The following is a 24,468-nucleotide window of genomic DNA, read 5'->3' as shown; positions in this document are numbered from 1 at the left end:
CTATGTATATTGGACACTTACAGCTTAACAATTGTTTGATCGCTGCTCCAATGGCCGGTATTACAGACCGACCCTTCAGGGCATTGTGTTTGGCAATGGGGGCTGGAATGACAGTATCTGAAATGCTTTCTTCCAACCTGGAAGTATGGCAAACCGATAAGTCGCGTCTACGCAGAATACACAAAGATGAAGCTGGAATTCGTACCGTACAAATTGCCGGTAGTGATCCCGATGAGATGGCGGCGGCTGCCAGAATCAATGTGGCAAACGGTGCTCAAATCATTGATATCAACATGGGATGTCCCGCTAAAAAGGTTAACCGCAAACTAGCAGGATCTGCGTTGCTACAGTATCCCGATTTGGTTAAACAAATTATTACTGCGGTAGTCGATGCGGTGGATGTGCCTGTAACACTGAAAATACGTACTGGTTGGGTTCCTGAAAACCGTAATTGCGTAGAAATTGCTCAATTGGCCGAACGCTGTGGTATACAAGCTCTGACTATTCATGGCCGAACCCGTTCTTGCCTATTTAATGGTGAGGCGGAATACGATAGCATTCGTGCTGTTAAGCAAAATGTCACTATTCCTGTAATAGCCAATGGTGACATTACTAACCCGCATAAAGCCAAAGCGGTACTTGACTATACTGGGGCAGATGCCTTGATGATAGGTCGTGCTGCTCAGGGGAGACCTTGGATCTTCCGGGAAATCCAGCATTATCTGGACACTGGGGAGTTGCTGCCACCAATGCCATTAGAAACAGTGCAGCACTTGTTAAACAATCACATACGAGAATTGCATGACTTTTATGGTCCAGCTAAAGGATTTCGTATTGCTCGTAAGCACGTGTCTTGGTATCTCAAAGAACACGCCCCAAACGACCAGTTCCGGCGCACATTCAATGCCATTGAAGAGGCTAGCGAACAGCTAGAGGCGTTGAAGGCATATTTCGAAAATCTTGCATAAACAAAAAAAGAGCTGACAGAACTATGTTTGAACAACAAAGAAATGCTGAATTAGAACAACAAGTAGATATTGAGATCCCGACTATCGTGCCTGGAATTTTATCAGATAAGGCCACGCAAAAACCCTTGCGTGATTCAGTTAAACAGGCTTTAAAAAATTATTTTGCGCAGCTTAATGGTCAAGATGTTAACGACCTGTATGAATTAGTCTTGGCTGAAGTTGAACAGCCTCTGTTAGATCAGATAATGCAACACACTCGTGGTAATCAAACACGTGCCGCTACAATGATGGGCATTAACCGTGGTACATTACGTAAAAAATTAAAGAAATACAACCTGAACTGATGTCAGTGAGTTGATGCAGGTACAGTGAATAAATAGACTTCTTGCAAGATCATAGTTCGTGGCGCAAAGGCGAAGGGTATGTATGAGGATGGTGAGCACCACGTAACCTAGAATTCACGCCACGCAGTAGGTTATGCAAGAAGTCTAAGAGACTATTCGAAATCTTTTTGAGCTGCGCTTAATTGATGAAAAAATAGGCGAAAAGCGCCATTGCTTTTTTTACAAAAACAAGAATGTAAATGAGCATTTTGAACTCGCTTTTGACAAAAGACTGCTTGCAAAACCGTAGCGAGGGAGCTGAAATCAAGGCATCCGGCCACGCGGTAGGTTATGCAAGCAGTTTAAAGTGTCAGCAAGCACAAGAGATTCCGAACAGGCTCTAATAAAAAACAAAAGGTATTATCCTCACCAGGCTAACACTTTTTAATGCCAGCAATCTGCAACTTGAACAGGGTGGAGAATATAAAAGATGAGTGAAAACCCCGCGCCAATGCCTGTGCAGTTTACCGAAGCAGCGGCTAACAAGGTTAAACGACTGATAGAAGGTGAAAATAATCCGCATCTAAAGCTACGTGTTTACATTACCGGTGGGGGATGTAGTGGGTTTCAGTATGGTTTTACTTTTGATGAAAAAATAAACGACGGAGATATGACTGTTGAAAAACAAGGGGTTGTATTAGTAGTCGATCCCATGAGTCTCCAATATTTGGTGGGAGGGGCTGTTGACTACACCGAAGGATTGGAAGGATCACGCTTTATTGTAAGCAATCCCAATGCAAAAACGACCTGTGGCTGCGGTTCCTCATTTAGCATCTAAATTCAATGATAAGCAGATATTTGTATTAATTTGCTTCCATTTTTTCACAAAAATTTCGTCATTCTTTTAGCCAACATCCGCGCTGATGAACAGAAGATGGAGGGAGATTAAATACCTATTATGCTAAGAATTTATTCGAAATTTTTTTAGCGCCGCTAGAATGAGGAAAGACCGGCAGAAAATACAGCTTTATATAGAATGTACGAGTATTTTTAATTCATTCTTGGCTAAATATTAGCAGGAAAAAGAAATTTCGAACACTTTTTTAACACAGGTGGTTGGATCCACAGCTATTCTCTCCATTTTTGAACTTTCGCTAAGAGCGCATTCGAAATCCTCCTTGAGCTGCACTCAATTGATGAAAAAATGGGCGAGAAGGCATAGTTGGTTTTTTTTACAAAAACCAAGGTAGTAAATGCGTATTTTAAGCTTGTTTTTGACCAAGTATCAGCAAGTACAAGAGATTTCGAACAGGCTCTAACATTGTTAGACAGAAATATACAAGTAAGGCATTTATCAGCATGAAGATCAAAACGCGTTTTGCCCCTAGTCCTACGGGTTACTTACACGTAGGGGGCGCCCGCACGGCGCTTTACTCTTGGCTATTTACTCGTCACTCAGGTGGTGAATTCGTATTACGGATCGAAGATACTGATCTTGAGCGCTCTACTCAGGAAGCCATTGATGCCATTATGGAAGGCTTAAACTGGCTGAATTTAGATTGGGATGAAGGCCCACATTTTCAGACCAAGCGTTTTGATCGTTATAACTCTGTCATTGATCACATGTTAGAAAATGGCACTGCATATCGATGTTATTGCTCCAAACAACGTCTAGAGAAGTTACGTGAAACACAAATCGCTAACGGTGAAAAACCCCGTTATGACGGCCATTGCCGAGATCAGGTTGATAAACATGATATCAATAAACCTTCAGTAGTGCGTTTTCGTAATCCACAACAAGGCTCCGTTATTTTTGATGACATGATCCGTGGGCCTATTGAATTTAGCAACATGGAATTAGATGATCTAATCATTCGTCGAACAGAGGGTTCACCCACCTATAATTTTTGTGTGGTGATTGACGATTGGGATATGGAAATTACCCATGTGATCCGTGGTGAAGATCATATTAATAATACTCCGCGCCAAATCAACATCTTACAAGCCTTAGGCGCACCCATACCGCAATATGCTCATGTTTCTATGATATTGGGGGAGGATAATAAAAAATTATCAAAGCGCCATGGGGCTGTGAGTGTGATGCAATATCGTGACAAAGGTTATCTGCCTGAAGCATTGTTAAACTATTTAGTACGCCTGGGATGGTCTCACGGTGATCAAGAGATTTTTTCTCTAGCTCAGATGAAAACACATTTCAGCCTGGGTGCTGTTAGCAAATCTGCCAGCGCGTTTAACACTGAAAAATTACTCTGGTTAAACCATCATTACATTAACCATCTTTCCCCTGAAAAAGTGGCAACTTATCTCTCTTGGCATGTTGAAAAACAAGGTATTGATACCCAAGGTGGCCCGCCATTGGTTGAAATAGTGAAACTACTGGGCGAACGCTGTAAAACGTTAAAAGAAATGGCAGAATCTTGCCGTTATTTTTACCAAGAATTGACTGAATTTGATGTGGATGCGGCAAAAAAACATTTGAAGCAAGCCGCCCACCAGCCGTTAACCATGGTCGCTACTAAATTAGCCGAAATAGCTGAATGGAAAGTGGAAAATATCCACAATGCATTACAAAGCACGGCAACGGAGTTACAAATAAATATGGGAAAAGTAGGAATGCCACTACGTGTCGCGGTCACAGGCGTTAATCAATCTCCAGGAATGGATATTACAGTTTATCTTCTTGGGAAGAAACGAACTCTTGATCGTATAGATAAAGCGCTAAAATTTATTGCAGCGCATTGAAAATGCTGAAAATGCCGAGAGAAAAATCAAAAACTGCCGTCATAAATCATCATTACAAACTATAATATGCTCGTGTATACCCTTCGCCTTTGAAGTTGCCGCTAGGCGGCAGGGTGTGAGACCGATGAGCGTAGATAGACTACGTGATTAGGTGAAATACCCGCAGCCAACAACGCGGCGGCTTCAAAGGCGAAGGGTATAAACATATTCGGGAGCATCGGATGGTGACTGAAATGCAGTATTCACTGCGAACCTGGGTACTGGGTAGCGCCTTGATCTGGAGTTGGATATCAATTTCATCCGTATCAGCAACTACACCGCTTTTCTCTGCTGATTCCGCTTCTCAACCGGTAGAAACAGATGAAGTCTTGGTTGCACAGGCACATACAAAGCTGTTAAAAGCACTATCCGAAAATGTGACGCCTTATTATGTATCAGAATTGGCTCCACTTTACGCAAAAAATGATCTGCAGCCTATGTGGCGTGATCCGCTAGCAATCCAGCACTTTCAACAGCAATTAGCTGAATTAGCATTATCGGGCATCCATCCGAGATTTATACAGTGGATCAAGTGGTTAACTGACCAATCAATTAGTGGAATGGCGCGTGATATTGTATTATCTGACGCTATGTTCGGTTATCTGCATTTTGTTGCGAACGTTGCCGCACAGGGAGAAACTTGGCTATACGATGATAGCCCTTATAAAATGGGGATACCACCAACAGTTTTTTTAAATCGATGGCAGCAGACGTTACAGCAAGGTAATATTGCGGAGTATATGGCTTCATTAGCTCCACAGCATCCACAATACAAAAACATGCGTCAGGTTTTAAAAAAGCTGTTGTCTGAACAACATCAGCCATGGCCACAATTGCCTAACGGCTCGAATCTGATCCCGGGTAAACGCGATGTTAATCTACCCATACTGCATAAAATCCTCTCACATGCTAACACCTGGCTAACAGCCACTACACCCGTCACTGATTTGCCTCCTCCTAGCGTCGACACGCTTTATAACCCTGCTTTAGTGGCGGCAGTAAAACGTTTTCAACAAGCACAAGGATTAACGCCCGACGGCATCATAGGTACAGGTACCCGTAAATGGTTGAACCTTTCTCCCCAAAAGCGAGCCACTTTATTAGCACTCAACATGCAACGTCTGCGTATTCTTCCTGCTGATATGAAAACAGGTATTATGGTCAATATTGCGGATTATTCTCTGCATTATTATCAAGAGGGGAATGAAATACTTTCGTCAGCGGTCATTGTCGGACGACCCAGTCGTAAAACACCCTTCATGAGCAGTGCACTGAGCAATGTTGTCATTAATCCACCGTGGAACGTTCCTACGTCAATGGTGAAAAATGATATCTTGCCGAAGGTAAAATATGATGCTACTTATTTAAAACAGCACGGTTATACCATTCTCACCAATTGGAATAATAATGCTAAAATTATCGATCCATCGACAATAAATTGGCATCTAATCTCCGCTAATAATTTTCCTTATCGTTTGCGACAAGCTCCCGGTATAAATAATTCCTTGGGCAGATATAAATTTAATATGCCGAGTTCAGATTCTATTTACCTGCATGATACACCTAATCATCGCTTATTTCAGAAAGAAACATTAGCCTTAAGTTCAGGTTGTGTACGTGTTCATAAAGCAGCTATTTTATATAGTGTCGTCATGAGATCTTGAGCCATAGAGCAAGGCATCGTATTTGTACAGCAGCGAGAAAAGAGGAGGTATTTTTTGCATAACGAGTAGCAATACCTCGCCAGCGCTTTAGGTGCAGAAAAGCATTTTCCACGAGATGTCGATGCTTGTAGAGCGCTTTATCGTACTCACGTTGAATTTTACGATTCTTTTTAGGTGGTATTACGATTTGCATGCCGGCTTCTTCTGCTTTTTTAATGATGTTATCACTGTCATAGCCCTTGTCAGCCAACAGATATTCTGCTGCAATACCTTTGGTTAAATTCGTTGCTTGCTGACAATCTGCTGTGGTACCTGATGTAATAAAAATTCTGACCGGCATACCATGCGCATCCACGGCCAGATGTATCTTACTGTTGAGCCCCCTTTTGTGCGCTCCATATCCTGATTACCGCCTTTTGCGCCTGCTGCATGAGGGTGAACTTTGCTATGAGTGGCATCAATCATCAGCCATTCAAAATCTGGCTCCACAATCAGCGCTTCGAGCAGAGACTCCCATAGCCCCTTGTCACGCCAGCGGCAAAACCGGCGATGAGTATTTTTCCAACCGCCATAATCAGGCGGTAAATCACGCCAGGGAGCGCCGGTTCTCAATATCCAGAAAACAGCATTAATAAACTGCCTGTTATCTCTGGCTATGCCACCCCAAGTGCCTTTTCTCCCCGGGAGATGAGCTTCCAATAGGCTCCAAACATGATCGGATATATCGTGGCGGCGATGGGCTAAATTCATTCCCGAATCATCTTTCATTATTGAATCATCTCAACAGTTGTCGTTATTTGTTACATGATAATATATTTTTTATTACGTGACGACACTACTTAGCGAAGATGTTATTAAAAGATGCCGGTTGGGATGAAACACGCCTATCCAACACACTAAAACAAGGAAATACCACCTACGTTAATATTCGCCAGCATCTCCCTGTATTACTCTACTATTTAACATCATGGGTCGACAAAGAAGGAAAAGTACAATTCCGCACAGACATTTACAATTACGATACAGCAGCACAATCTGGTACACAAATCGTCACGCAAGCAACATCGTTAATACAATAAAAATATTAAAAATCAGTAGATAACAACTTTCATATTGAATGCATTATTGTGTTATCTATTGTAAATATCACAATTTATTATAAATCCTGTGGGTTGACTCGCTTTTCATGAGCGGTTATTGTGCGAGGCGTTCATTTATTAAACATTAATAACAGATAGAGTCATTTTTAAATAAATAATTAAATATGTCCTGTCGTTTTGATATTATTAGGTACAATCGAACATATGGAAAAAATAGATAATCATCGTCGTAAATGGCTAACATTAGGTGGAGTTGCTTTAGGTTTTTCTCTGTTATCGAGTAATAAAGCACTAGCTACTCTTTCAACACCCACCCCTCGTACTTTAAAACTAAATAATATTCATACCGGTGAATCAATTAAAGCCGAGTTTTCCAACGGAATCGGATACAATAAAGAAGAGCTCGTTCGTTTAAATTATTTTTTTCGTGATTTTCGCCGGAATGAAGTTAAATCAATTGATCCTCAATTATATGATCAGCTTTATCGTTTACAGCATTTGCTTAATACAGAGAAACCAATACAACTAATATCAGGTTACCGTTCTCCTAAAACCAATGAAAGCTTACGCAGCCAAAGTTCCGGGGTTGCTAAAAATAGTTTTCATAAAGTAGGCCGCGCTGTAGATTTTCGTATTGAAGGTGTTCCACTGGCTCGTGTTCGTCAAGCAGCATTAACAATGCGGGCGGGGGGCGTAGGTTATTATCCCAAAAGTAATTTTTTACATATTGATACTGGACTAGTCAGGACTTGGTAATCGATATAATAAATAAACTTTATTTATCTTAAAAATCAATAAATTAAAATACAGAAGTCACAATTGATCGAAGGTAGAGTATCTCGTCTCTTAATGTTTTATTTGATAACCTAAAAACCATGAATTGATATCAAATTTCGTTCCATTTACTCCCTCTGCTATCACGGTATTTATCCGTCATGGCGGAGGATTTATGTACTAGCAATTTTTGTGCAAAGTCCTTACCCTCTGACTTCACTATGTAGCCTCGCGGATAAACTTCTAAATTAATCGCATCAGTGCCAGACAAGCATAACGCGCTATTGCCAATTCAACCTTAGGTAGCCCAAACCACAGTATCATTCTGTTGATAATGGGTATAATTTGTCTGTAAATTACGAATTATTCCAGGTGGTTGGAGCAGCTCAAACCGTTGTCAATGCCAATGATCAGCGTCTTTTAGATTTGTCTCCATCAATTCCCATCCCATTTAATATCAAAAGTACTGCCAGCGGTAAAGGAGCGTCGATCACGCACATTGCTGTAGTTTAAAGAGTAATGCTTGATCGGGTATTAACCAACTTACTGGACGATGAATCTTTTCACGTAGTTGAGATAAGTAAAAAATTTCTTCGCACGTTGAGATTAACATATCGATATTATATTTTTTGAGATAGTGCTCTAGAATTTGCCGATAACCGGGTAGATTATCATTGGACAAGCAAAATGGATTGCTAGCATTTTTTTGTCTGAGGGGGTTAACACCTCAGCACTGGATATCACCCGTTGGGGCCGTAAAAATAGGCGTTGATGAACACATAATTGCAAGGCTTGAGCACTTCCAACCAGCAAGGTAGGGCGAAAACTTTCCAGGCTTGATAACCATTGAGAGACCGTTTGTGTCACGTCAACATAGTAAAATTGCACCGATCCTTGATTTATGGTTTGGTACAGCGGGCTATTTGCTCTCAGTAGTAACGCAATACGATGCTTTCCGCGCAGTTGAGGGAGCATTCGTCCTAGCATCCGTCCGGCCCATTCCAGTGATTCTGCTTTGGAGACCAAAAACAACCCACGCTGACCAGAAGTTCCCGAAGACAGACCAACGGTGATCCCATTAATCTGTGATTGACTAAAATTACGCGTCTGCTCTGCTTGACAAGCCACAGCAAAAAGCTTTTCACGATCAAGACCGCACGTATTGAGTTGATTAAAAGGTAGGAAATGGATCGGATCTGAAAATGTATCCCCATTTGTTGGCTGAATAATTGCTGCAATATGTCGGCAAGATAAAGCGGCGGGTGATTGGTGATGTTGAATGCCACTCCAGAAATGAGCTGTTTATTTTGGCTGGCAATATCCATGGCATGAACCACATTCAATACAAAAGTAAGATCAACATAAACATGACCTGCCCGTGGCAAATACAATATGCCATTATTATTTTTTAGCTGTGAAAGGATGCGAGGTAACAGTACTCAGTCATGCGCCCCAAATATTCCACGTGGTCGCAAGATAATATAGGTAGTTCCTGGATAATCTGGCAGTATTTGTCCAATCCGTTGCTCGGCAATAAATTTACTTTCCGCGTAGTGGTTAACAAATTTTTTTGGGCGATAACTTTCTTCTATGTTGTGATGGCTCTGAAAATCAAAATAAATCGAGGGGGTTGATATATGTATGAATCGTTTTACTCGTTCTTTACCGGCGGTTTTCGCCAGTTTTTCTGTTGCCACCACATTTGCCTGATAAAATGAGGCGCGACTTCCCCAAGGTGAAGACTTCGCAGCACAATGCCAGACTATATCGCATCCTTTAACTAAAGAATGAAATTGTTCAGCTGTTGCTCTAGCCAAATCCAATGGGGTAAATTGAGCACCTAGCTTATTGAGCTGTTTTCTAACCAAGGTGTCTCGCCCACAGGCATGAACCTGATATCCTTGCAGTAGCAGCCATTCCACTGCGCTTCTTCCCAATCCACTGGTAGCGCCCATAACCAGTATTTTCATGGTAGTAACACCATCCCCCCAGAGAAAGACCTGCCGCAGTACCAAATAGCACTACCGGTTTGCCAGGGAGTAACCGACCTGTGATTGACGCTTCATGCAACACAGAGGGAATTGATGCGGCAACCTGATTTCCTCTGTGACGATAAATATCAATAACTTTCTCTTGAGCAATATTCATTTCCCTCTGCATCAGCGTTAGCCCGACCCGACTAGTCTGATGGAGGATTACGGCAGTGATATCCTCATGCGTGAAACCACTGGTAGATAATAAACGAATGTAAAATTCTTTAATCAGAGGGGAAACTTGTCGAATAAGCTGCTTACCCTGCATCTGGAAAAAAAATCACTATCGTCCAGCCCCACGCGCGGGTTACGACGGTAACCACCAATACGTACCTCGCAAAATTCATTACCTGCTGGATAAGTTTCCAGTAAAAAAGAGCAGATGCCACTGTTGCCATCACCTCGTTCCACGATGGCACAGGCTGCACCATCACCAAGTATCAGTGATGACTCTTCATCCGACCAGTCAATCCCCCGCGAGGGCATTTCGGTAGAAACAATGGCAATGCGCTTATAGGTAGCGGTATTAAGCAAGCTTGCCGCAACTTGTAGAGCGGTGATAAAGCTTAAACAGCTCAGTGATAAAAAAATGGCTTCATTATCAAAATTGATGGCGTTACCCGTTGGATGGAATGCTGCGGTTAATAAGATTTCTTCACCCCGTATGTCTGTGAATCAGTGCCGGAACTCTGTACAGCTATAGCCCTGGCTAGAGAGTTCTATATCATGATGAAAGACAAAAATCATACAGCATTCTCGTTATGGCTTAACAAAGTAGCAATGAGTATACCGTTTGCTTTTGAAGTTGCCTTCGGCTGCCAGGGCGACCGACCGATGAGCGTAGATAGACTACGTGATTCGGCGAGCACCCGCAGCCAACAACGCGGCGGCTTCAAAGGCGAACGGTATAGAGCGGGTGTACTGGGAGGAACGCAAGATACTGGCCAATTTTACTTGACCACCACAAACTTGAAAGGCGAAGGGTGTAATACAATTAAGATAAAGTTGATCATAGCGCTTATAGCCGAATCATTTTAATTTGATTCAAGGTGGAGGAGCACAGACAGTACAAAGAGTACGGCAAGCGCCGACAACGCAGAATCAAATTAAAATGATTTGGCTATAGCAGAAATATTTCGTAAGCTATGCCGTTTTGTCGGTGATTAGCGAACATCAGAAATTTTGCATCAGCTCAGAGGGCATGTCATGACGGAAAGTTATCGATATTCATCTAATAAATACAAAAAGGGTTGGATGGGGCTATGGCGTATTATCGCTGGGTTATTAATGGTGGTATCGATCTCCGCTTTAGCTGAGAAAAAAACGTTACATATTTATAATTGGTCTAATTACATTGCACCCAACACCCTTGCTAATTTCGAACAAGAAACCGGCATTAAGATAATTTATGACTTGTTTGATTCTAATGAAGTGTTGGATGGCAAGTTGATGGCCGGTAGTACGGGTTTTGATTTAGTGGTTCCTTCCGCCAGTTTTTTCGAGCGCCAGCTGGAAGCTAAAGTGTTTCAACCTTTGGATAAAAAGGCGCTGCCCAACTATAAAAATCTTGATCCAGAACTGCTAAAACTGGTCGCTAATTACGATGCCAATAATCAGTTTGCCATTCCCTATCTATGGAATACTACCGGTATCGGTTACAACGTTGAAAAAGTCAAACAAGCATTAGGTGATGATGCACCTACTAACAGCTGGGATTTAGTGCTTAAAGCTGAAAATTTAGCCAAATTAAAAAATTGTGGGGTTTCTTTTCTCGATGCGCCGAGTGAAATTTTTGCTACCGTATTGCATTATTTAGGCAAAGATGCAAACAGTCAGCTGGCTTCAGACTACACAGGCTCTGCCACCAAGCTATTATTAACATTGCGCCCCAGTATTCGTTATTTTCATTCTTCTCAATATATTAATGACCTAGCAAATGGAGATATTTGTGTCGCCGTGGGGTGGAATGGCGATATTGTACAAGCGGCGAGCCGAGCAAAAGAAGCTAATAATGGGGTCAATATCGCCTACAGCCTTCCAAAAGAAGGCGCTTTAGTGACTTTTGATGTATTTGCCATGCCAGCAGATGCCAAGCATCCGCAAGAGGCTTATCAATTCCTAAATTATTTGATGAGACCCGATGTCATTGCCAATATCAGTGATCATGTTTACTACGCTAATGCGAATCAACAAGCAACGCAACTGATAAAGGCTGAAGTGCGAGATCATCCGGGGATCTACCCGCCGGCAGATATCCGCGCCAACATGTTCACATTAAAACTACATCCAGCAAAATTAGATCGGATCATTACACGCGCTTGGACTAAGGTTAAAAGCGGTAAATAATAATAGATTTCTTGTATAACCGTAGCGAACTGCGTTAGCTCAAGGCACCCAAAGCGCAGAAACCGCAATGTACACTAAACATACTGATAGGGAGCATTCACTGAGTGAACGATGTTATTGTCCGCCTGCCACCGAAGTCGCAAAAAATTTTTACGCCTTTGCTGGAAATCCGTAACTTGATTAAATTCTTCGATGGCCAAGCCGCTGTCGATGATGTCAATTTAACCATTTATAAAGGCGAAATTTTTGCCCTGTTAGGCGCATCGGGTTGCGGTAAATCCACATTATTACGTATGCTCGCGGGCTTTGAACAACCCTCGCAAGGACAGATCGTGCTTGATGGACAAGATTTATCACATGTGCCTCCCTATCAGCGACCGATTAACATGATGTTTCAGTCCTATGCGTTATTCCCGCATATGACGGTGGAGCAAAATATTGCTTTTGGTTTGAAGCAAGACAAGCTACCGACATCAGAAATTAAAGCGCGGGTCGCCGAAATGCTGACGTTAGTCCATATGGAAGAATTTGCCAAACGTAAACCACATCAACTCTCTGGGGGTCAACGACAACGTGTCGCTCTGGCGCGTAGTTTAGCCAAACGGCCTAAATTATTGTTGCTGGATGAGCCGATGGGGGCGTTGGATAAAAAATTACGCGACCGGATGCAATTAGAAGTGGTCGATATTTTAGAGCGCGTTGGCGCCACCTGCGTCATGGTGACGCATGATCAGGAAGAAGCGATGACCATGGCCGGACGGATCGCTATTATGAATCGGGGTAAATTTGTACAAATTGGTGAACCAGAAGAAATTTATGAACATCCCAATAGCCGATTTAGTGCTGAATTTATTGGCTCGATAAATGTTTTTGAAGGTTTATTGATCGATAAACAAGAAGATGGCTTACTGATTCAAAGCCCTGGATTGCTCCATGCGCTCAAAGTCCCTGCTGATGCTTCTGTCATTGACGGCGTGCCAGTATTGGTCGCACTGCGTCCAGAGAAAATTATGTTATGTACCACTGTAAAAGAAGATGACTGTAATTCTGCTATCGGAGAAGTGGTAGACATCGCTTATCTCGGCGATCTCTCCATCTATCATGTCAAACTGCACAGCGGTCAGATAATCAGCGCTCAATTACAAAATGGTCATCGTTACCGCAAAGGCATGCCAACCTGGGGCGATGAGATTCATCTATGTTGGGAAGTGGGTAGCTGTGTCGTTCTGGGGAGCTAATATCATGACATCAGATCCTGCGAACAAATCGGCACTATTATTGATGCTTACCTCAGCGAAAGCACTGTGGCAGCGTTGGCAAATAGCACATGGCCGTAAGCTAGTGATAGCATTGCCCTATCTCTGGCTATTTTTCTTATTTATGCTGCCTTTTCTGATCGTATTTAAAATCAGTCTGGCAGAAATGGTCAGAGCCATTCCCCCTTACTCTGATTTAGTGAGCTGGCTAGATGGAAAACTGACTTTTGCCCTGAATTTGGGTAATTATCTGCAACTGCTCGATGATCGCTTATACCTCGATGCTTATTTACAATCCTTGCAAATAGCCACTATTTCAACGCTATGTTGTTTATTGATCGGTTATCCGTTGGCTTGGGCGATTGTTCGTTGCGAGCCTTCCAACCGTAATATTCTTTTATTATTGATTATCTTACCCTCTTGGACTTCATTTTTGATCCGCGTTTATGCCTGGATGGGTCTTCTAAAGAGCAATGGTATTGTTAATAATTTTTTACTATGGTTAGGCGTTATCGACCAGCCCTTGGTGATATTACATACTAATTTGGCGGTCTATATTGGCATTGTTTATTGCTATCTGCCTTTTATGGTATTACCTATTTATACCGCATTAATTCGATTAGATTATTCATTGGTAGAAGCAGCATTAGATCTCGGCGCTAAGCCATTAAAAACCTTTTTTCATGTGATGATGCCACTCACCAAAGGCGGAATTATTGCCGGCTCAATGCTAGTTTTTATTCCTGCCGTCGGTGAATTTGTTATTCCTGAATTATTGGGCGGCCCCGACAGTATTATGATCGGGCGTATTCTATGGCAAGAATTTTTCAATAATCGTGACTGGCCAGTAGCTTCCGCAGTGGCGATAGTGATGTTGATTCTGCTGATCATGCCGATACTGTGGTTTCATAAATATCAAAATAAGGAAATAGGAGCGAGACGATGAACAATTCAGTGTCTTTAACATGGCGTTATATGATCTTACTGCTCAGTTATACCTTTCTGTATGCGCCTATGTTAATGCTGGTGATTTATTCATTTAACAGCTCGCAATTAGTGACCGTATGGGCGGGTTGGTCAACGCGCTGGTACACAGAACTTTTTCATGATTCGGCGATGATTTCCGCAGTGAGTCTTAGCCTGACGATAGCAGCGGCATCTGCCACCATGGCTGTCGCCCTTGGCACCATAGCGGCAGTGGTGATGGTGCGATTTGGCGCCTTTCGTGGTTCGACCGGTTTTGCTTTTATGTTAACCGCGCCTTTGGTGATGCCAGATGTAATAACAGGTCTAGCATTATTGCTGTTATTCGTTGCCATGGGATACGCCATTGGTTGGCCGGCGGAGCGCGGGATGTTTACCATTTGGTTAGCGCACGTCACTTTTTGCACCGCTTATGTTACGGTCGTCGTCAGCTCACGCCTACGTGAATTAGATCGCTCTATTGAAGAAGCGGCTATGGATCTTGGCGCCCCCCCGCTAAAAGTATTTTTTGTCATCACGGTTCCGATGATCACCCCGGCACTGATCTCCGGTTGGTTACTGGCTTTTACGCTCTCATTGGATGATTTGGTGATCGCCAGTTTTGTCGCCGGACCCGGGGCGACCACCTTGCCGATGTTAGTATTTTCCAGCGTGCGAATGGGCGTTAATCCGGAAATCAACGCATTAGCGACATTAATTTTGTTAGTGGTCGGTATTATTGGTTTAATAAGTTGGTGGTTTATGTCGCGCGTCGAAAAACAACGTTTACGTGAAATACGTAGAGCTGCGCGTCAATAATAAAAAGCGCTATTATTATGGCGTCAATAAAAAATAATAATCTCTATTTTTTTCAATATTATTAAATTATTGTATGGGTGTTTTTTTATATTTTTTAACTCTATTAGCCTTTAATATTCTTTGAAATTTCAATCAATAATGGTATTTAAAATTATTGATCATATTAAAGAATAAAAAAGAGGTTATTATGTGTGGTTTAAATTTTTTGATATCACATAATTCAAGTCAATATATTAAGAGTAAGCTTTCCTATCTTGTAAATCCAAAAAATAAAGGCGAGTTATCAACCGTCAAAGGGATACAGAAGGTGAGCAATCTTAAAGAAATAATTGATAATAAAGTGAAAAGAAAAAAGGAAAGATTGAAGATAAATTCGAATGCAAGAGATGTAGCAAAATTACTCGAAACCCTTGAATTTCAAAAAGAACTTGAAAAATTGACAACCAATACGCAAGCAAACCATCCCTCTTCTAGAAGGCCTAGCAGCACAGATTCAGAGCTACGTAGAACAGACTCAATATCTTCTTTGCCTTCTTTACAGAGCAAAGAATTAGAATTTCGTAGAACGGCATCAGTGGCTTCTCAAGACTCAGGGCTGCGTAGAGCAGATTCAGCGTCTGCTCTGTTTGTTACTCACCGCGATAATCCCATTGCACCACTTTCTTTCAATGATTTCTACCTTGGTATTGATAAAGGGATCCGCTCGTGCACAGATGAAAAAAAAGATACTTGAATAATCTTAACTGGAGTGGGGCTAACCTGAATGGGCTTAACCTGAGAAAGACTGATTTTAGTGGGGCTGACCTGAGTAGGGCTTACATGGTAGAGACTGACCTGAGGGGGGCTCAGATGCAGCTTATGCCTGTACTAAGACCTTATCCGAACGTATGATCAAGAAAGCCAAACGTGATTTTCCTAGCATCATCGATAAAATACTACCTGTCGCCTGGAGGTAAGATGGTTTTGCATGTTTTGGTCAAGAGCCATCAATTTGTAAAAGAAAACAGGGTTTAAGCCCCACTCATAACGATTTTAAACCCGTTATCAAAACACTTCCCCCCACCTAAACCTGGGGGGCTTTACACCGCCTGTTCAAAAACCAAAGCGCGGCGTTCTCGCCAGCGCATTAACAGTGTTAATAAGGTGTTAATCGATAAATAAACTATTCCTGCCAGGGAAATAAAAAACCACCATCGTTAAGATAATCAGGTGATGTATGGGCACAAAGAACATCGGTGCTGATAGCGAGGACGCGGCCTCACGGAGGATTAGCACACCGGATAGACACTGAATTTTAACGCAGGAAGCACTCTATTGTTGAAATGGCATTTGAAATACGAATCTCCCCCCGAGTGCGGCAGCATAACGACTTAGTGTAACCAAATTAGGCACAGTGCCGCCGTTTTCCATCCTGCTTATATTTTGCTTCTGAGTACCAATTTTTTGCGCGATATATTTCTGTGTTAAACGGAGTGTTTTACGTGCATCTTTAAGCTGTTTCATCAAAACTTTACGAATTTGGATCTCATTATAGGCTTCAAATACAGCTGGATTTTTCAAAATGTTAGCCTTAGCTTCAGCAAAAGGGATAATATCAAAATCGTTGTTAGACATTTTTAAGCCTCCGTTTAATTTCTTTCATTCGTTGATTGGCCAGCTCAAGCGCCTGTTTTGGCGTTTTCTGCGTTTTCTTTTGTAAATAGCTATAACATTTTAGCTTTGCCCCATGATATCCATCAAAGTAATGGTATAAACAAGCAAAATACTTTTAAACACCAGTATCACTTCATTAAAAATCGAGCTTAATTTTAGACAGCGCCATCATTATTTTATAAATAACAAATCATAATCTCTATTTTCTTCAATATTATTAAATTATTGTATGGGCGTTTTTTTATATTTTTTAAACCTTGTTACATTTAGTATTATCTGGAATTTAAAACAATAATGATATTTAAAAATAGTGATTATATAAAAAATAAAAAAGAAGTTATTATGAAAATATCTTGCCTAGGATTTCGTCCATTCACATGGGTAATGACGACTATTAAAAAGATTAAAGGTAGCACACTATTAATCAACGCAAAGCTGGAGAAGACTGGAAACACTCCCAAGCAACCTTACGCAAAAGTATTTGAGATTGAAAATCCTCCCCGTGTAAAAGAAAGAACCATATTTCTTAGTTTAGAGCATTCAACGGAGGAAAGAATGGCCTTTCGTAGCAACAGAGCTCATCCGACACTCGACGAAAGTAAATTAAAATATTTTAATAGTGAAAAATGCACACATAAAAAATTTGAAGATGACAAATATACAATTTCATCAGAGACTGAACCATCCTTATTTATAAATGAATATAAACCAGGAAAATGGTCATTTAACTATAATTCAAGAGAAAGTTCTGAGCCATTTCATGCAAGTGATATTGCGGTATTTCAAGAAACAAAGATAGCAAAAGAAAATAAATTTATCGGAATAGTCCCTTCTTTAATAATAAGAAAAGAGGTTACGAACCCTATCACGCTAAAGAAAACAGAAGGTAAATCAGGAGAGGAACTCCTACGTGTTTTCTTGGAAGAAACGCCCAATGGAAAATCAACACAACGAATATTAAATGAATTTGGTTTAAAAGCTATAAAAGTTGAACTATATAGTGTCGTCATGAGATCTTGAGCCATAGAGCAAGGCATCGTATTTGTACAGCAGCGAGAAAAGAGGAGGTATTTTTTGCATAACGAGTAGCAATACCTCGCCAGCGCTTTAGGTGCAGAAAAGCATTTTCCACGAGATGTCGATGCTTGTAGAGCGCTTTATCGTACTCACGTTGAATTTTACGATTCTTTTTAGGTGGTATTACGATTTGCATGCCGGCTTCTTCTGCTTTTTTAATGATGTTATCACTGTCATAGCCCTTGTCAGCCAACAGATATTCTGCTGCAATACCTTTGGTTAAATTCGTTGCTTGCTGACAATCTGCTGTGGTACCTGATGTAATAAAAATTCTGACCGGCATACCATGCGCATCCACGGCCAGATGTATCTTACTGTTGAGCCCCCTTTTGTGCGCTCCATATCCTGATTACCGCCTTTTGCGCCTGCTGCATGAGGGTGAACTTTGCTATGAGTGGCATCAATCATCAGCCATTCAAAATCTGGCTCCACAATCAGCGCTTCGAGCAGAGACTCCCATAGCCCCTTGTCACGCCAGCGGCAAAACCGGCGATGAGTATTTTTCCAACCGCCATAATCAGGCGGTAAATCACGCCAGGGAGCGCCGGTTCTCAATATCCAGAAAACAGCATTAATAAACTGCCTGTTATCTCTGGCTATGCCACCCCAAGTGCCTTTTCTCCCCGGGAGATGAGCTTCCAATAGGCTCCAAACATGATCGGATATATCGTGGCGGCGATGGGCTAAATTCATTCCCGAATCATCTTTCATTATTGAATCATCTCAACAGTTGTCGTTATTTGTTACATGATAATATATTTTTTATTACGTGACGACACTACTTAGTTCCTACTGGCTCATATGATTTTATCGATTTTTACATTTATGTGAGGCCAACACCCAGAGTGGTGCCAATACCCGAAGCAGGCTAAGTGTAGCGTGATCTGAATAGCACAAGCATTTATAACGATTTTGGATCCGTTATCAAAAAGCTTCCCCCCACCTCACCCGGGGGCTTTAAACCACCTGTTCAAAAACCAAAGCGCGGTGTTCTAGCCAGCGCATTAACAGCGTTAATAAGGTGTTAATCGATAAATAAACTATCCCTGCTGCGACAAAGACCATCACATCATAGGTGCGGCCATATAACATTTGGCTCTGCCCCATGATATCCATCAAAGTAATGGTATAAACCAGCGACGTGCTTTTAAACACCAAGATCACTTCATTCGAATAGGAAGAAAGCGATCGTTTAATCGCGAAAGGAAATAAAATTCTCATCGATTGCGCCGATGACATCCCTAATGCAGCGCAAGATTGCCATTGACCTGCCGGAATGGCCTGTATTGCGCCATAAAACAATAGGGTGGTATAAGCGGCACTGTTTAACGCTAATGCAATCATCGCACACAGCCAGGGTTGTGACAGCGTATGCCAAAGCCAGGGATACTGTTGGATTGAGGGAAATTGCCCGGGGCCGTAATAAATAAGAAAAATTTGCACTAATAAGGGCGTGCCAGTAAACAACGTAATATAAATTTTAACGAAAGACGTTAATCCGGGCGTTTTCAGAGCCAATATCAACGTAAACAATAATGCGAACACTAACGCTAGCGAGAGTGACACTATGGTTAACGTTAAACTGGTAGATAACCCCGTCATTATTTGCCATAAATAATCAATCATCAGCCAGCACTCCGCTCAAAGGCCGTGGTACGCATCACAATCAACTTAATCAGATATTGACTCAATAAGGTGATGGCCAAATAAACTAGCGCGACAATACAATACCAAGTGAAGGGCTCTTGCGTACGAGTGGCAATATTTTTAGTTTGTAGCATCAAATCGTTGACGCTAATAAGCGACACTAACGCGGTATCTTTCAACAATACCAGCCATTGATTGCCTAATCCAGGCAAGGCGTGACGCCACATTTGCGGCATAATCAGCCGAAAAAAAATCCGACTTTGACTCAACCCCAGCGCTTGCGCTGATTCCCATTGCCCGATTGGCACCGCTTTCAGCGCGCCGCGTAATGTCTGCGAAGCATAAGCCGCGTAGAGTAAAGCCAAGGCAATAACACCGCATAAAAAAGGGCTGACATCAACGGTACCAAGATCAAATTTAACCGGTAATATAAACAGATAAAAATTTAGGCTAAATCCATCGGCGAGTAGCATTAATAAATGAGACGAGCCGAAATAAATACAGAGCAGCACTAAAATTTCAGGCAAGCCACGCAATAGGGTCACTATACTGCTCGTAAGATAGCCGCAGAGCTTCCCGCCGGAAGACTCCAAAACAGCAAACAATACCGCCAGCACTAAACCGAAAATTAAGGCACATAATGCAAGGCTAATGGTAACCAGGCTCGCTTGGGCTAAAGAAGGCAATTCATTGATTAATACGCTCCCTTTGGCCTGATTATTGTCTGCGCTAAACCATTTGTTATAAAGCGCTTGATAGGCTCCCTCTTTTTTCACTTTTACCAAAGCTGCATTTAATGCATTCAGTAATGCGGTATTTTCTTGACGCACGGCGATCCCTAATCCTTGGTTAAAATAATCGGCATCGGTTATTTTTTCTCCAATTTGAGTTAGGTTATCGTTGTTTTTCAGCCATTCATTGATAACAGCGGTATCACCGAATACGGCATCTAGGCGACCACTTTTTAGATCTGAAACCGCATCTTGATAACTGCTGTAAGGAAGTGCCATGATTTCTGGATGCTTTTTCTGTAAAAATCGCTGATGTGTCGAGCCGTTTTGCAGACCAACACGTTTACCTTTGAGTGCAGCGAGATCGGTTAATTTTTCTTTTTCAGCCCTGCTTTTTTCGGCAATCAATAATGCCGAATTTTCATAATAAGGCTCGGTAAAGGCGACTTGTTTTAAACGTTCTGCGGTAATATCCATCCCCGAAATAACGGCATCAACCTGCTTAAATATTAAGCTTGGGATCAAGCTATCAAACGCTTGGTTGGTGAAAGTACATTTTACTTGCATTTCTTTGCACAAGGCGGTAGCCAAATCAACATCAAAACCCTGTATTTCATTATTTTTGCCGACAAATTCAAAAGGGGGGTACGAGGCTTCCATAGCAAAACGCACTGTATCGAGCGCATAAATAGAAAAACTGATACTGATTAAAAATACTGTAATGATTAATTTTTTCATCACTCATCTCTAAAGATAAATTTAGTGTGAAAGATAATGTGGAAATTAGTGTGAAAGATAATGTGCAAAGGCTTCAGTCTGCGGCCGCGTAAAACAGCTCGCATCACCTTGCTCGATCACACGGCCTTTTTCCATATAAACGACGCGGCTGGCCGTTTTGCGCGCCACCTCGACTTCATGAGTGACAATAAACTGCGTGATCCCGGTGGCAGACAGCTCATGAATAATGCTGACGATTTGTGCTGTTATTTCAGGATCTAATGCCGCCGTCGGCTCATCAAATAACAGCACCTGTGGCTCCATCATCAATGCGCGCGCAATCGCTACCCGTTGCTGCTGTCCGCCTGAAAGATGCGCTGGGAAGCGGGTAGCAAAATCAGTCAAATGTAAACGTGTCAGCAATTTTTCTGCCCGATCCTCGGCTTGCGTTTTTGCTAGCCCCAATACGCGGCGCGGGGCTTCAATCAAATTCTGCATGACGGTGAGATGAGGCCAAAGGTGATATTGTTGAAAAATGATACCAACCTGGCGACGTAATTGACGGATCGCATTAACCGGTGGCAGTTGATTAAAATCAAACTGCTGACCGACGATCTGAAGTGATCCTGAGCGAGGGATTTCTAGCAGATTAAGCACACGCAATAATGAGCTTTTGCCCGCCCCGCTTGGCCCCAGCAAAACCACGGTCTCTCCCGCTGAGCAGCTTAACCTGATGTCAAACAAGGCTTGCTGTGAGCCGTAGTAGCAATTAATCGCTTCAAGTTGAATATTCATGCTAAAAATTTAAATAATTAATCATGTCAAAATCATAACGATCATAAAATGATTATGCAACCTGAAAGCCAATTATAAATTGAGCGCCACTAAATTGGGCAAAGGATAAACATCACACGGAAATAATAAAGATACTTATTGGGGAAACAGATGAGGATTACACGAAAATAATAAGCGCTAGACAGAGAAGCTCTTAAGAGCCTGTATTTATAATCAATCTACAGGCTACGACGCATAGATACACTAACGCCTTATCGCATTTTTAAACGCATACCGAATAAAGGCATGCCGCATGCAGGGTATCTGTGCCATGGCAAGTAAACCCAGATTACGCCCGATAACCAAAGGGAAGTCATTATTAGCAAATAAACGAATTAAACCATCCGTCGCCTTGATGGTTGCCTGCTGATCGTGATGCCGCCCTGATTCATATTCACTCAAAACCCGATATGCTCCCGGATCGACACCCGCCTGCACGGCTTGCACAATGCTGTTAGATAAAGCGATCACATCCCGCAAGGCGAGATTAAATCCTTGAGCAGCAATCGGATGTAATGTTTGCGCCGCATTCCCCACTAATGCGACGCGATGGCTAATATGACGCGATGCAGTCAATAAATGCAGAGGATGGCTATACCGCTTGCCCACTTGTAATATTTTTCCTAAGCGCCAGCCGAAAGCTTGTTGTAATTCCGATAAAAAACGAGAATCAGACCAATTACCCACCTGTTCACGATCCCGTTCATCATGACACCAAACCAGTGAACAGCGCTGTTGTGACATCGGTAATAACGCCAAGGAGCCAGAACAAGTAAAGCGTTCAAAAGCCCATCCTGCCGGTTTTTTTTCCGTCATAATATTGGCGACAACGGCTATCTGTTGATAGTCCTGCTGTTGCCACTGAATGTGACATGCACGACCCAATAATGAACCAGAGCCATCGGCAGCAACCAGTAATTTACCCACTAATTGCTGCCCATTATCTAAAGTGACCGTAGCTGTTTTCTCTGTTCTTGTCACTTCGACCACTTTGGCCGGGCAAAATAAGCTAACGCCGGGCGCTTGCGCCAATAGCGAAAATAACCGTTTACCCATTTCAGGCAATTCAACAACCTGCCCCAGTGCCGCTATACCATAATCTTCAGCCGACAAATTAACCAAACCAGCGTGACCCCGATCACTCACCTGAATGTGCGTTATCGCGGTCGCACAATCCACCAGCGTCGGCCAAATGCCTAGATCGGTTAATTGTTGACAGGCTCCTTGTGTCAAAGCAATCGTCCGAGCGTCAAAGCCAGGATGACTTGTGTTATCGGGCGAAAGCGTTTCCACTAAAGCAATCGGAATTTTGCCATGACTTAAAGATGAAATGGCTAATGCTAAGGTGACGCCTGCCATCCCCGCCCCAACAATAATAATCATCGTAACTCGAAATTCATTGGGTATAGGTCAACTGCGGATGCCATTAACCTTTCAATATCATCCACCTCTTTTACAACGCCTGCCGTTAAATTTTCATTGCCAGCTTCAGTGATCAAAATATTGTCTTCAATACGAATACCGATGCCTCTATACTCTGCTGGAACATCAGACGCATCGGCGGCGATATACAGACCGGGCTCGACGGTTAACACCATGCCGCTTTCCAATTTTCGATTCTTATTTTCGCCGTAATCGCCAACATCATGAACATCCATTCCTAACCAATGACTTAAGCCATGCATAAAGAAAGGGCGATGCGCTTTATTTTCTAACAATGATTCAATTTCACCCTGTAAGATCCCCAATTCAACGAGACCTGTGATCATGATCCTGGTTACCTGTTCATTGACCTCACCAATACTGATACCGGGTTTATACCACGCCAATGCCGTATTCATTGATGCCAACACAATATTATAAAGTGCCCGTTGTTCCGGGCTAAATTTACCATTAATCGGAAAGGTACGAGTGATATCAGCAGCATAGCCTTGATATTCACATCCCGCATCAATTAGCACTAAATCGCCGTCACGTAGATTAGATTCATTTTCAGTGTAATGTAAAATGCAACCATTATCGCCACCACCAACAATCGTATTATAAGCAGGAAAGCGGGCGCCATTTTGGATAAATTCGTGCTGTATTTCACCTTCGAGTTGATATTCAAACATCCCTGGACGACATTTTTTCATTGCACGTAGATGCGCTTTTGCACTGATTTCTCCAGCACGACGTATGAGAACAATTTCTTCTGGTGATTTAAATAAACGTATTTCATGCAGTAGCGGACGCCAGTCAATTAATGTTGATGGTGCATGTGAACCACGGCGTAAGCGTTCTAATGTCGTCAATAGGATTTGATCAGCATACACATATTGTCCCAATGCATGATAAAGGATCGCATGCTGACTCAGCAGCAAATGTAATTGTTGATCAAATTCATCGAAACGGTAAACTTTCTCAATGCCTAATTCATCACGGGCGCGATCTTGCCCTAAACGGCGCCCAGACCAAATTTCAGTGGCAGGATCACGCGCTCTATTAAACAGCATGCATTCGCATTGATTGTTAATTGCGCTATTTTTGACTAATATTAATACAGCTTCTGGCTCATAAAAACCGGTTAGATAACTAAAATCACTGTTCTGACGGTAAGGGTATTCACAGTCATTGTTGCGGAATAGGATCGGGGCGGAAAAAATAATGGCGATACTGCCGTCTGCCATTTTAGCCAACAGTTTTTTGCGACGTTCTTGGTATTCTTGTTGCGTCATTACGTTGCCTTGAAATTTTTTAATTAATGAGATTGTGTTGAATA

Annotated in this window: 23 protein-coding genes and 8 pseudogenes; 16 read left to right on the top strand and 15 right to left on the bottom strand. The window is 42.2% G+C overall.

The features are described from left to right. Window positions 1–2: 2 nt before the first annotated feature. The 5 genes and pseudogenes from dusB to ldtD form a co-directional block, all read left to right on the top strand. Window positions 3–968: a tRNA dihydrouridine synthase DusB gene (gene dusB, locus AACL30_RS07215; protein WP_339058174.1), complete on the top strand. Its 966-nt coding sequence runs from the start codon at window positions 3–5 to the stop codon at window positions 966–968. Window positions 969–991: 23 nt separating this feature from the next. Further along, entirely contained in the window at window positions 992–1,312 is a 321-nt protein-coding gene (fis, locus tag AACL30_RS07210) for a DNA-binding transcriptional regulator Fis (protein WP_339058173.1), read from the top strand. A gap of 469 nt (window positions 1,313–1,781) precedes the next feature. Continuing rightward, window positions 1,782–2,129 carry an iron-sulfur cluster insertion protein ErpA gene (gene erpA, locus AACL30_RS07205; RefSeq protein WP_339058172.1) on the top strand — a complete coding sequence of 116 codons (348 nt, stop codon included), beginning with the start codon at window positions 1,782–1,784 and terminating at the stop codon, window positions 2,127–2,129. A 521-nt stretch (window positions 2,130–2,650) separates the two neighbouring features. Then, window positions 2,651–4,054 carry a glutamate--tRNA ligase gene (gltX, locus tag AACL30_RS07200; protein WP_339058171.1) on the top strand — a complete coding sequence of 468 codons (1,404 nt, stop codon included), beginning with the start codon at window positions 2,651–2,653 and terminating at the stop codon, window positions 4,052–4,054. 221 nt (window positions 4,055–4,275) lie between these two features. Further along, a pseudogene (ldtD, locus tag AACL30_RS07195) lies at window positions 4,276–5,751 on the top strand (L,D-transpeptidase); the annotation flags it as partial. Here the strand turns inward: ldtD and AACL30_RS07190 are convergent. After that, a protein-coding gene (locus tag AACL30_RS07190) for an IS5 family transposase (protein WP_422389587.1) occupies window positions 5,744–6,507 on the bottom strand; the annotation gives its coding sequence in 2 pieces (ribosomal slippage) (window positions 5,744–6,147 and window positions 6,147–6,507; 765 coding nt in all). The pseudogene ldtD and the gene AACL30_RS07190 sit on opposite strands and share 8 nt — an antisense overlap. A gap of 89 nt (window positions 6,508–6,596) precedes the next feature. On the opposite strand from AACL30_RS07190, the pseudogene AACL30_RS07185 reads away from it, so the two are divergent. Then, a pseudogene (locus tag AACL30_RS07185) lies at window positions 6,597–6,836 on the top strand (L,D-transpeptidase); the annotation flags it as partial. 225 nt (window positions 6,837–7,061) lie between these two features. Then, the gene (locus tag AACL30_RS07180) at window positions 7,062–7,613 is read left to right on the top strand and encodes a YcbK family protein (protein WP_339058169.1); all 552 of its coding nucleotides are present in this window, start codon (window positions 7,062–7,064) and stop codon (window positions 7,611–7,613) included. Between the two features lie 660 nt (window positions 7,614–8,273). On the opposite strand, the gene AACL30_RS07175 is transcribed toward AACL30_RS07180, so the two are convergent. The 3 genes and pseudogenes from AACL30_RS07175 to AACL30_RS07165 all read right to left on the bottom strand — a co-directional run. Then, window positions 8,274–8,759 (bottom strand): hypothetical protein, encoded by a 486-nt coding sequence (locus AACL30_RS07175; protein WP_339058168.1) that lies wholly within the window; start codon window positions 8,757–8,759, stop codon window positions 8,274–8,276. A gap of 311 nt (window positions 8,760–9,070) precedes the next feature. Further along, window positions 9,071–9,601, bottom strand: coding sequence for an NAD(P)-dependent oxidoreductase (locus AACL30_RS07170; RefSeq protein WP_339058167.1), 531 nt, complete (start codon window positions 9,599–9,601; stop codon window positions 9,071–9,073). Then, a pseudogene (locus AACL30_RS07165) lies at window positions 9,598–10,249 on the bottom strand (3-oxoacyl-[acyl-carrier-protein] synthase III C-terminal domain-containing protein); the annotation flags it as partial. The pseudogene AACL30_RS07165 and the gene AACL30_RS07170, both read right to left, overlap by 4 nt. A 141-nt stretch (window positions 10,250–10,390) precedes the next feature. Between AACL30_RS07165 and AACL30_RS07160 the strand changes: the two are divergent. The 8 genes and pseudogenes from AACL30_RS07160 to AACL30_RS16460 all read left to right on the top strand — a co-directional run. After that, on the top strand, window positions 10,391–10,702 hold the full coding sequence (locus AACL30_RS07160; RefSeq protein ID WP_339058166.1) for a hypothetical protein: 312 nt from the start codon (window positions 10,391–10,393) through the stop codon (window positions 10,700–10,702). 216 nt (window positions 10,703–10,918) lie between these two features. Then, the gene (potF, locus tag AACL30_RS07155; protein WP_339058415.1) at window positions 10,919–12,010 is read left to right on the top strand and encodes a spermidine/putrescine ABC transporter substrate-binding protein PotF; all 1,092 of its coding nucleotides are present in this window, start codon (window positions 10,919–10,921) and stop codon (window positions 12,008–12,010) included. Window positions 12,011–12,114: 104 nt separating this feature from the next. Next, window positions 12,115–13,248: a putrescine ABC transporter ATP-binding subunit PotG gene (potG, locus tag AACL30_RS07150; protein ID WP_339058165.1), complete on the top strand. Its 1,134-nt coding sequence runs from the start codon at window positions 12,115–12,117 to the stop codon at window positions 13,246–13,248. Window positions 13,249–13,252: 4 nt separating this feature from the next. Next, window positions 13,253–14,212, top strand: coding sequence for a putrescine ABC transporter permease PotH (gene potH, locus AACL30_RS07145; RefSeq protein ID WP_339058164.1), 960 nt, complete (start codon window positions 13,253–13,255; stop codon window positions 14,210–14,212). Further along, window positions 14,209–15,048, top strand: coding sequence for a putrescine ABC transporter permease PotI (gene potI / locus AACL30_RS07140; protein ID WP_339058163.1), 840 nt, complete (start codon window positions 14,209–14,211; stop codon window positions 15,046–15,048). Before potH ends, potI begins: the two co-directional genes overlap by 4 nt. Window positions 15,049–15,235: 187 nt before the next feature. After that, entirely contained in the window at window positions 15,236–15,781 is a 546-nt protein-coding gene (locus AACL30_RS07135) for a hypothetical protein (RefSeq protein WP_339058162.1), read from the top strand. After that, on the top strand, window positions 15,778–15,939 hold the full coding sequence (locus AACL30_RS16465; RefSeq protein WP_422389581.1) for a pentapeptide repeat-containing protein: 162 nt from the start codon (window positions 15,778–15,780) through the stop codon (window positions 15,937–15,939). Before AACL30_RS07135 ends, AACL30_RS16465 begins: the two co-directional genes overlap by 4 nt. After that, window positions 15,903–16,004 (top strand): annotated as a pseudogene (locus AACL30_RS16460) (hypothetical protein); the annotation flags it as partial. The gene AACL30_RS16465 and the pseudogene AACL30_RS16460, both read left to right, overlap by 37 nt. A gap of 123 nt (window positions 16,005–16,127) precedes the next feature. Here the strand turns inward: AACL30_RS16460 and artM (AACL30_RS07130) are convergent. The 4 genes and pseudogenes from artM (AACL30_RS07130) to artM (AACL30_RS07115) form a co-directional block, all read right to left on the bottom strand. After that, window positions 16,128–16,220 (bottom strand): annotated as a pseudogene (gene artM, locus AACL30_RS07130) (arginine ABC transporter permease ArtM); the annotation flags it as partial. Between the two features lie 139 nt (window positions 16,221–16,359). Continuing rightward, window positions 16,360–16,662: a helix-turn-helix transcriptional regulator gene (locus AACL30_RS07125; RefSeq protein WP_339058161.1), complete on the bottom strand. Its 303-nt coding sequence runs from the start codon at window positions 16,660–16,662 to the stop codon at window positions 16,360–16,362. Continuing rightward, window positions 16,655–16,747: pseudogene (locus AACL30_RS07120) on the bottom strand (type II toxin-antitoxin system RelE/ParE family toxin); the annotation flags it as partial. The gene AACL30_RS07125 and the pseudogene AACL30_RS07120, both read right to left, overlap by 8 nt. A gap of 17 nt (window positions 16,748–16,764) precedes the next feature. Continuing rightward, window positions 16,765–16,854 (bottom strand): annotated as a pseudogene (gene artM / locus AACL30_RS07115) (arginine ABC transporter permease ArtM); the annotation flags it as partial. Between the two features lie 141 nt (window positions 16,855–16,995). Here artM (AACL30_RS07115) and AACL30_RS07110 point away from each other — a divergent pair. After that, on the top strand, window positions 16,996–17,721 hold the full coding sequence (locus AACL30_RS07110; protein ID WP_339058160.1) for a hypothetical protein: 726 nt from the start codon (window positions 16,996–16,998) through the stop codon (window positions 17,719–17,721). Here the strand turns inward: AACL30_RS07110 and AACL30_RS07105 are convergent. The 7 genes and pseudogenes from AACL30_RS07105 to pepP all read right to left on the bottom strand — a co-directional run bounded on the left by AACL30_RS07105 (window position 17,708) and on the right by pepP (window position 24,424). Next, a protein-coding gene (locus AACL30_RS07105; protein WP_422389587.1) for an IS5 family transposase occupies window positions 17,708–18,471 on the bottom strand; the annotation gives its coding sequence in 2 pieces (ribosomal slippage) (window positions 17,708–18,111 and window positions 18,111–18,471; 765 coding nt in all). The two genes, AACL30_RS07110 and AACL30_RS07105, sit on opposite strands and share 14 nt — an antisense overlap. Window positions 18,472–18,735: 264 nt before the next feature. Then, window positions 18,736–19,404, bottom strand: a complete 669-nt coding sequence (gene artM / locus AACL30_RS07100; protein ID WP_339058159.1) for an arginine ABC transporter permease ArtM — start codon at window positions 19,402–19,404, stop codon at window positions 18,736–18,738. Beyond that, window positions 19,404–20,120, bottom strand: coding sequence for an arginine ABC transporter permease ArtQ (gene artQ, locus AACL30_RS07095; protein ID WP_339058414.1), 717 nt, complete (start codon window positions 20,118–20,120; stop codon window positions 19,404–19,406). Before artQ ends, artM (AACL30_RS07100) begins: the two co-directional genes overlap by 1 nt. A gap of 36 nt (window positions 20,121–20,156) precedes the next feature. Continuing rightward, window positions 20,157–20,894, bottom strand: a pseudogene (locus AACL30_RS07090) (transporter substrate-binding domain-containing protein); the annotation flags it as partial. A gap of 45 nt (window positions 20,895–20,939) precedes the next feature. Beyond that, on the bottom strand, window positions 20,940–21,668 hold the full coding sequence (artP, locus tag AACL30_RS07085; protein ID WP_339058158.1) for an arginine ABC transporter ATP-binding protein ArtP: 729 nt from the start codon (window positions 21,666–21,668) through the stop codon (window positions 20,940–20,942). Window positions 21,669–21,911: 243 nt separating this feature from the next. After that, complete coding sequence (gene ubiH / locus AACL30_RS07080) at window positions 21,912–23,090, bottom strand: 2-octaprenyl-6-methoxyphenyl hydroxylase (protein ID WP_339058157.1); 1,179 nt, start codon at window positions 23,088–23,090, stop codon at window positions 21,912–21,914. After that, a complete protein-coding gene (gene pepP / locus AACL30_RS07075; protein ID WP_339058156.1) occupies window positions 23,087–24,424 on the bottom strand; it encodes a Xaa-Pro aminopeptidase in 1,338 nt (445 codons plus the stop codon). The genes ubiH and pepP overlap by 4 nt, the downstream gene beginning before the upstream one ends. Between the last annotated feature and the right edge of the window lie 44 nt (window positions 24,425–24,468).

Origin of the sequence: Candidatus Regiella endosymbiont of Tuberolachnus salignus (genome assembly GCF_964020115.1) — a bacterium.
Lineage (GTDB): Bacteria > Pseudomonadota > Gammaproteobacteria > Enterobacterales > Enterobacteriaceae > Regiella > Regiella insecticola.
Note: the sequence above shows the minus strand (reverse complement) of the source record. Positions and strands in the feature narration are given on the sequence as shown.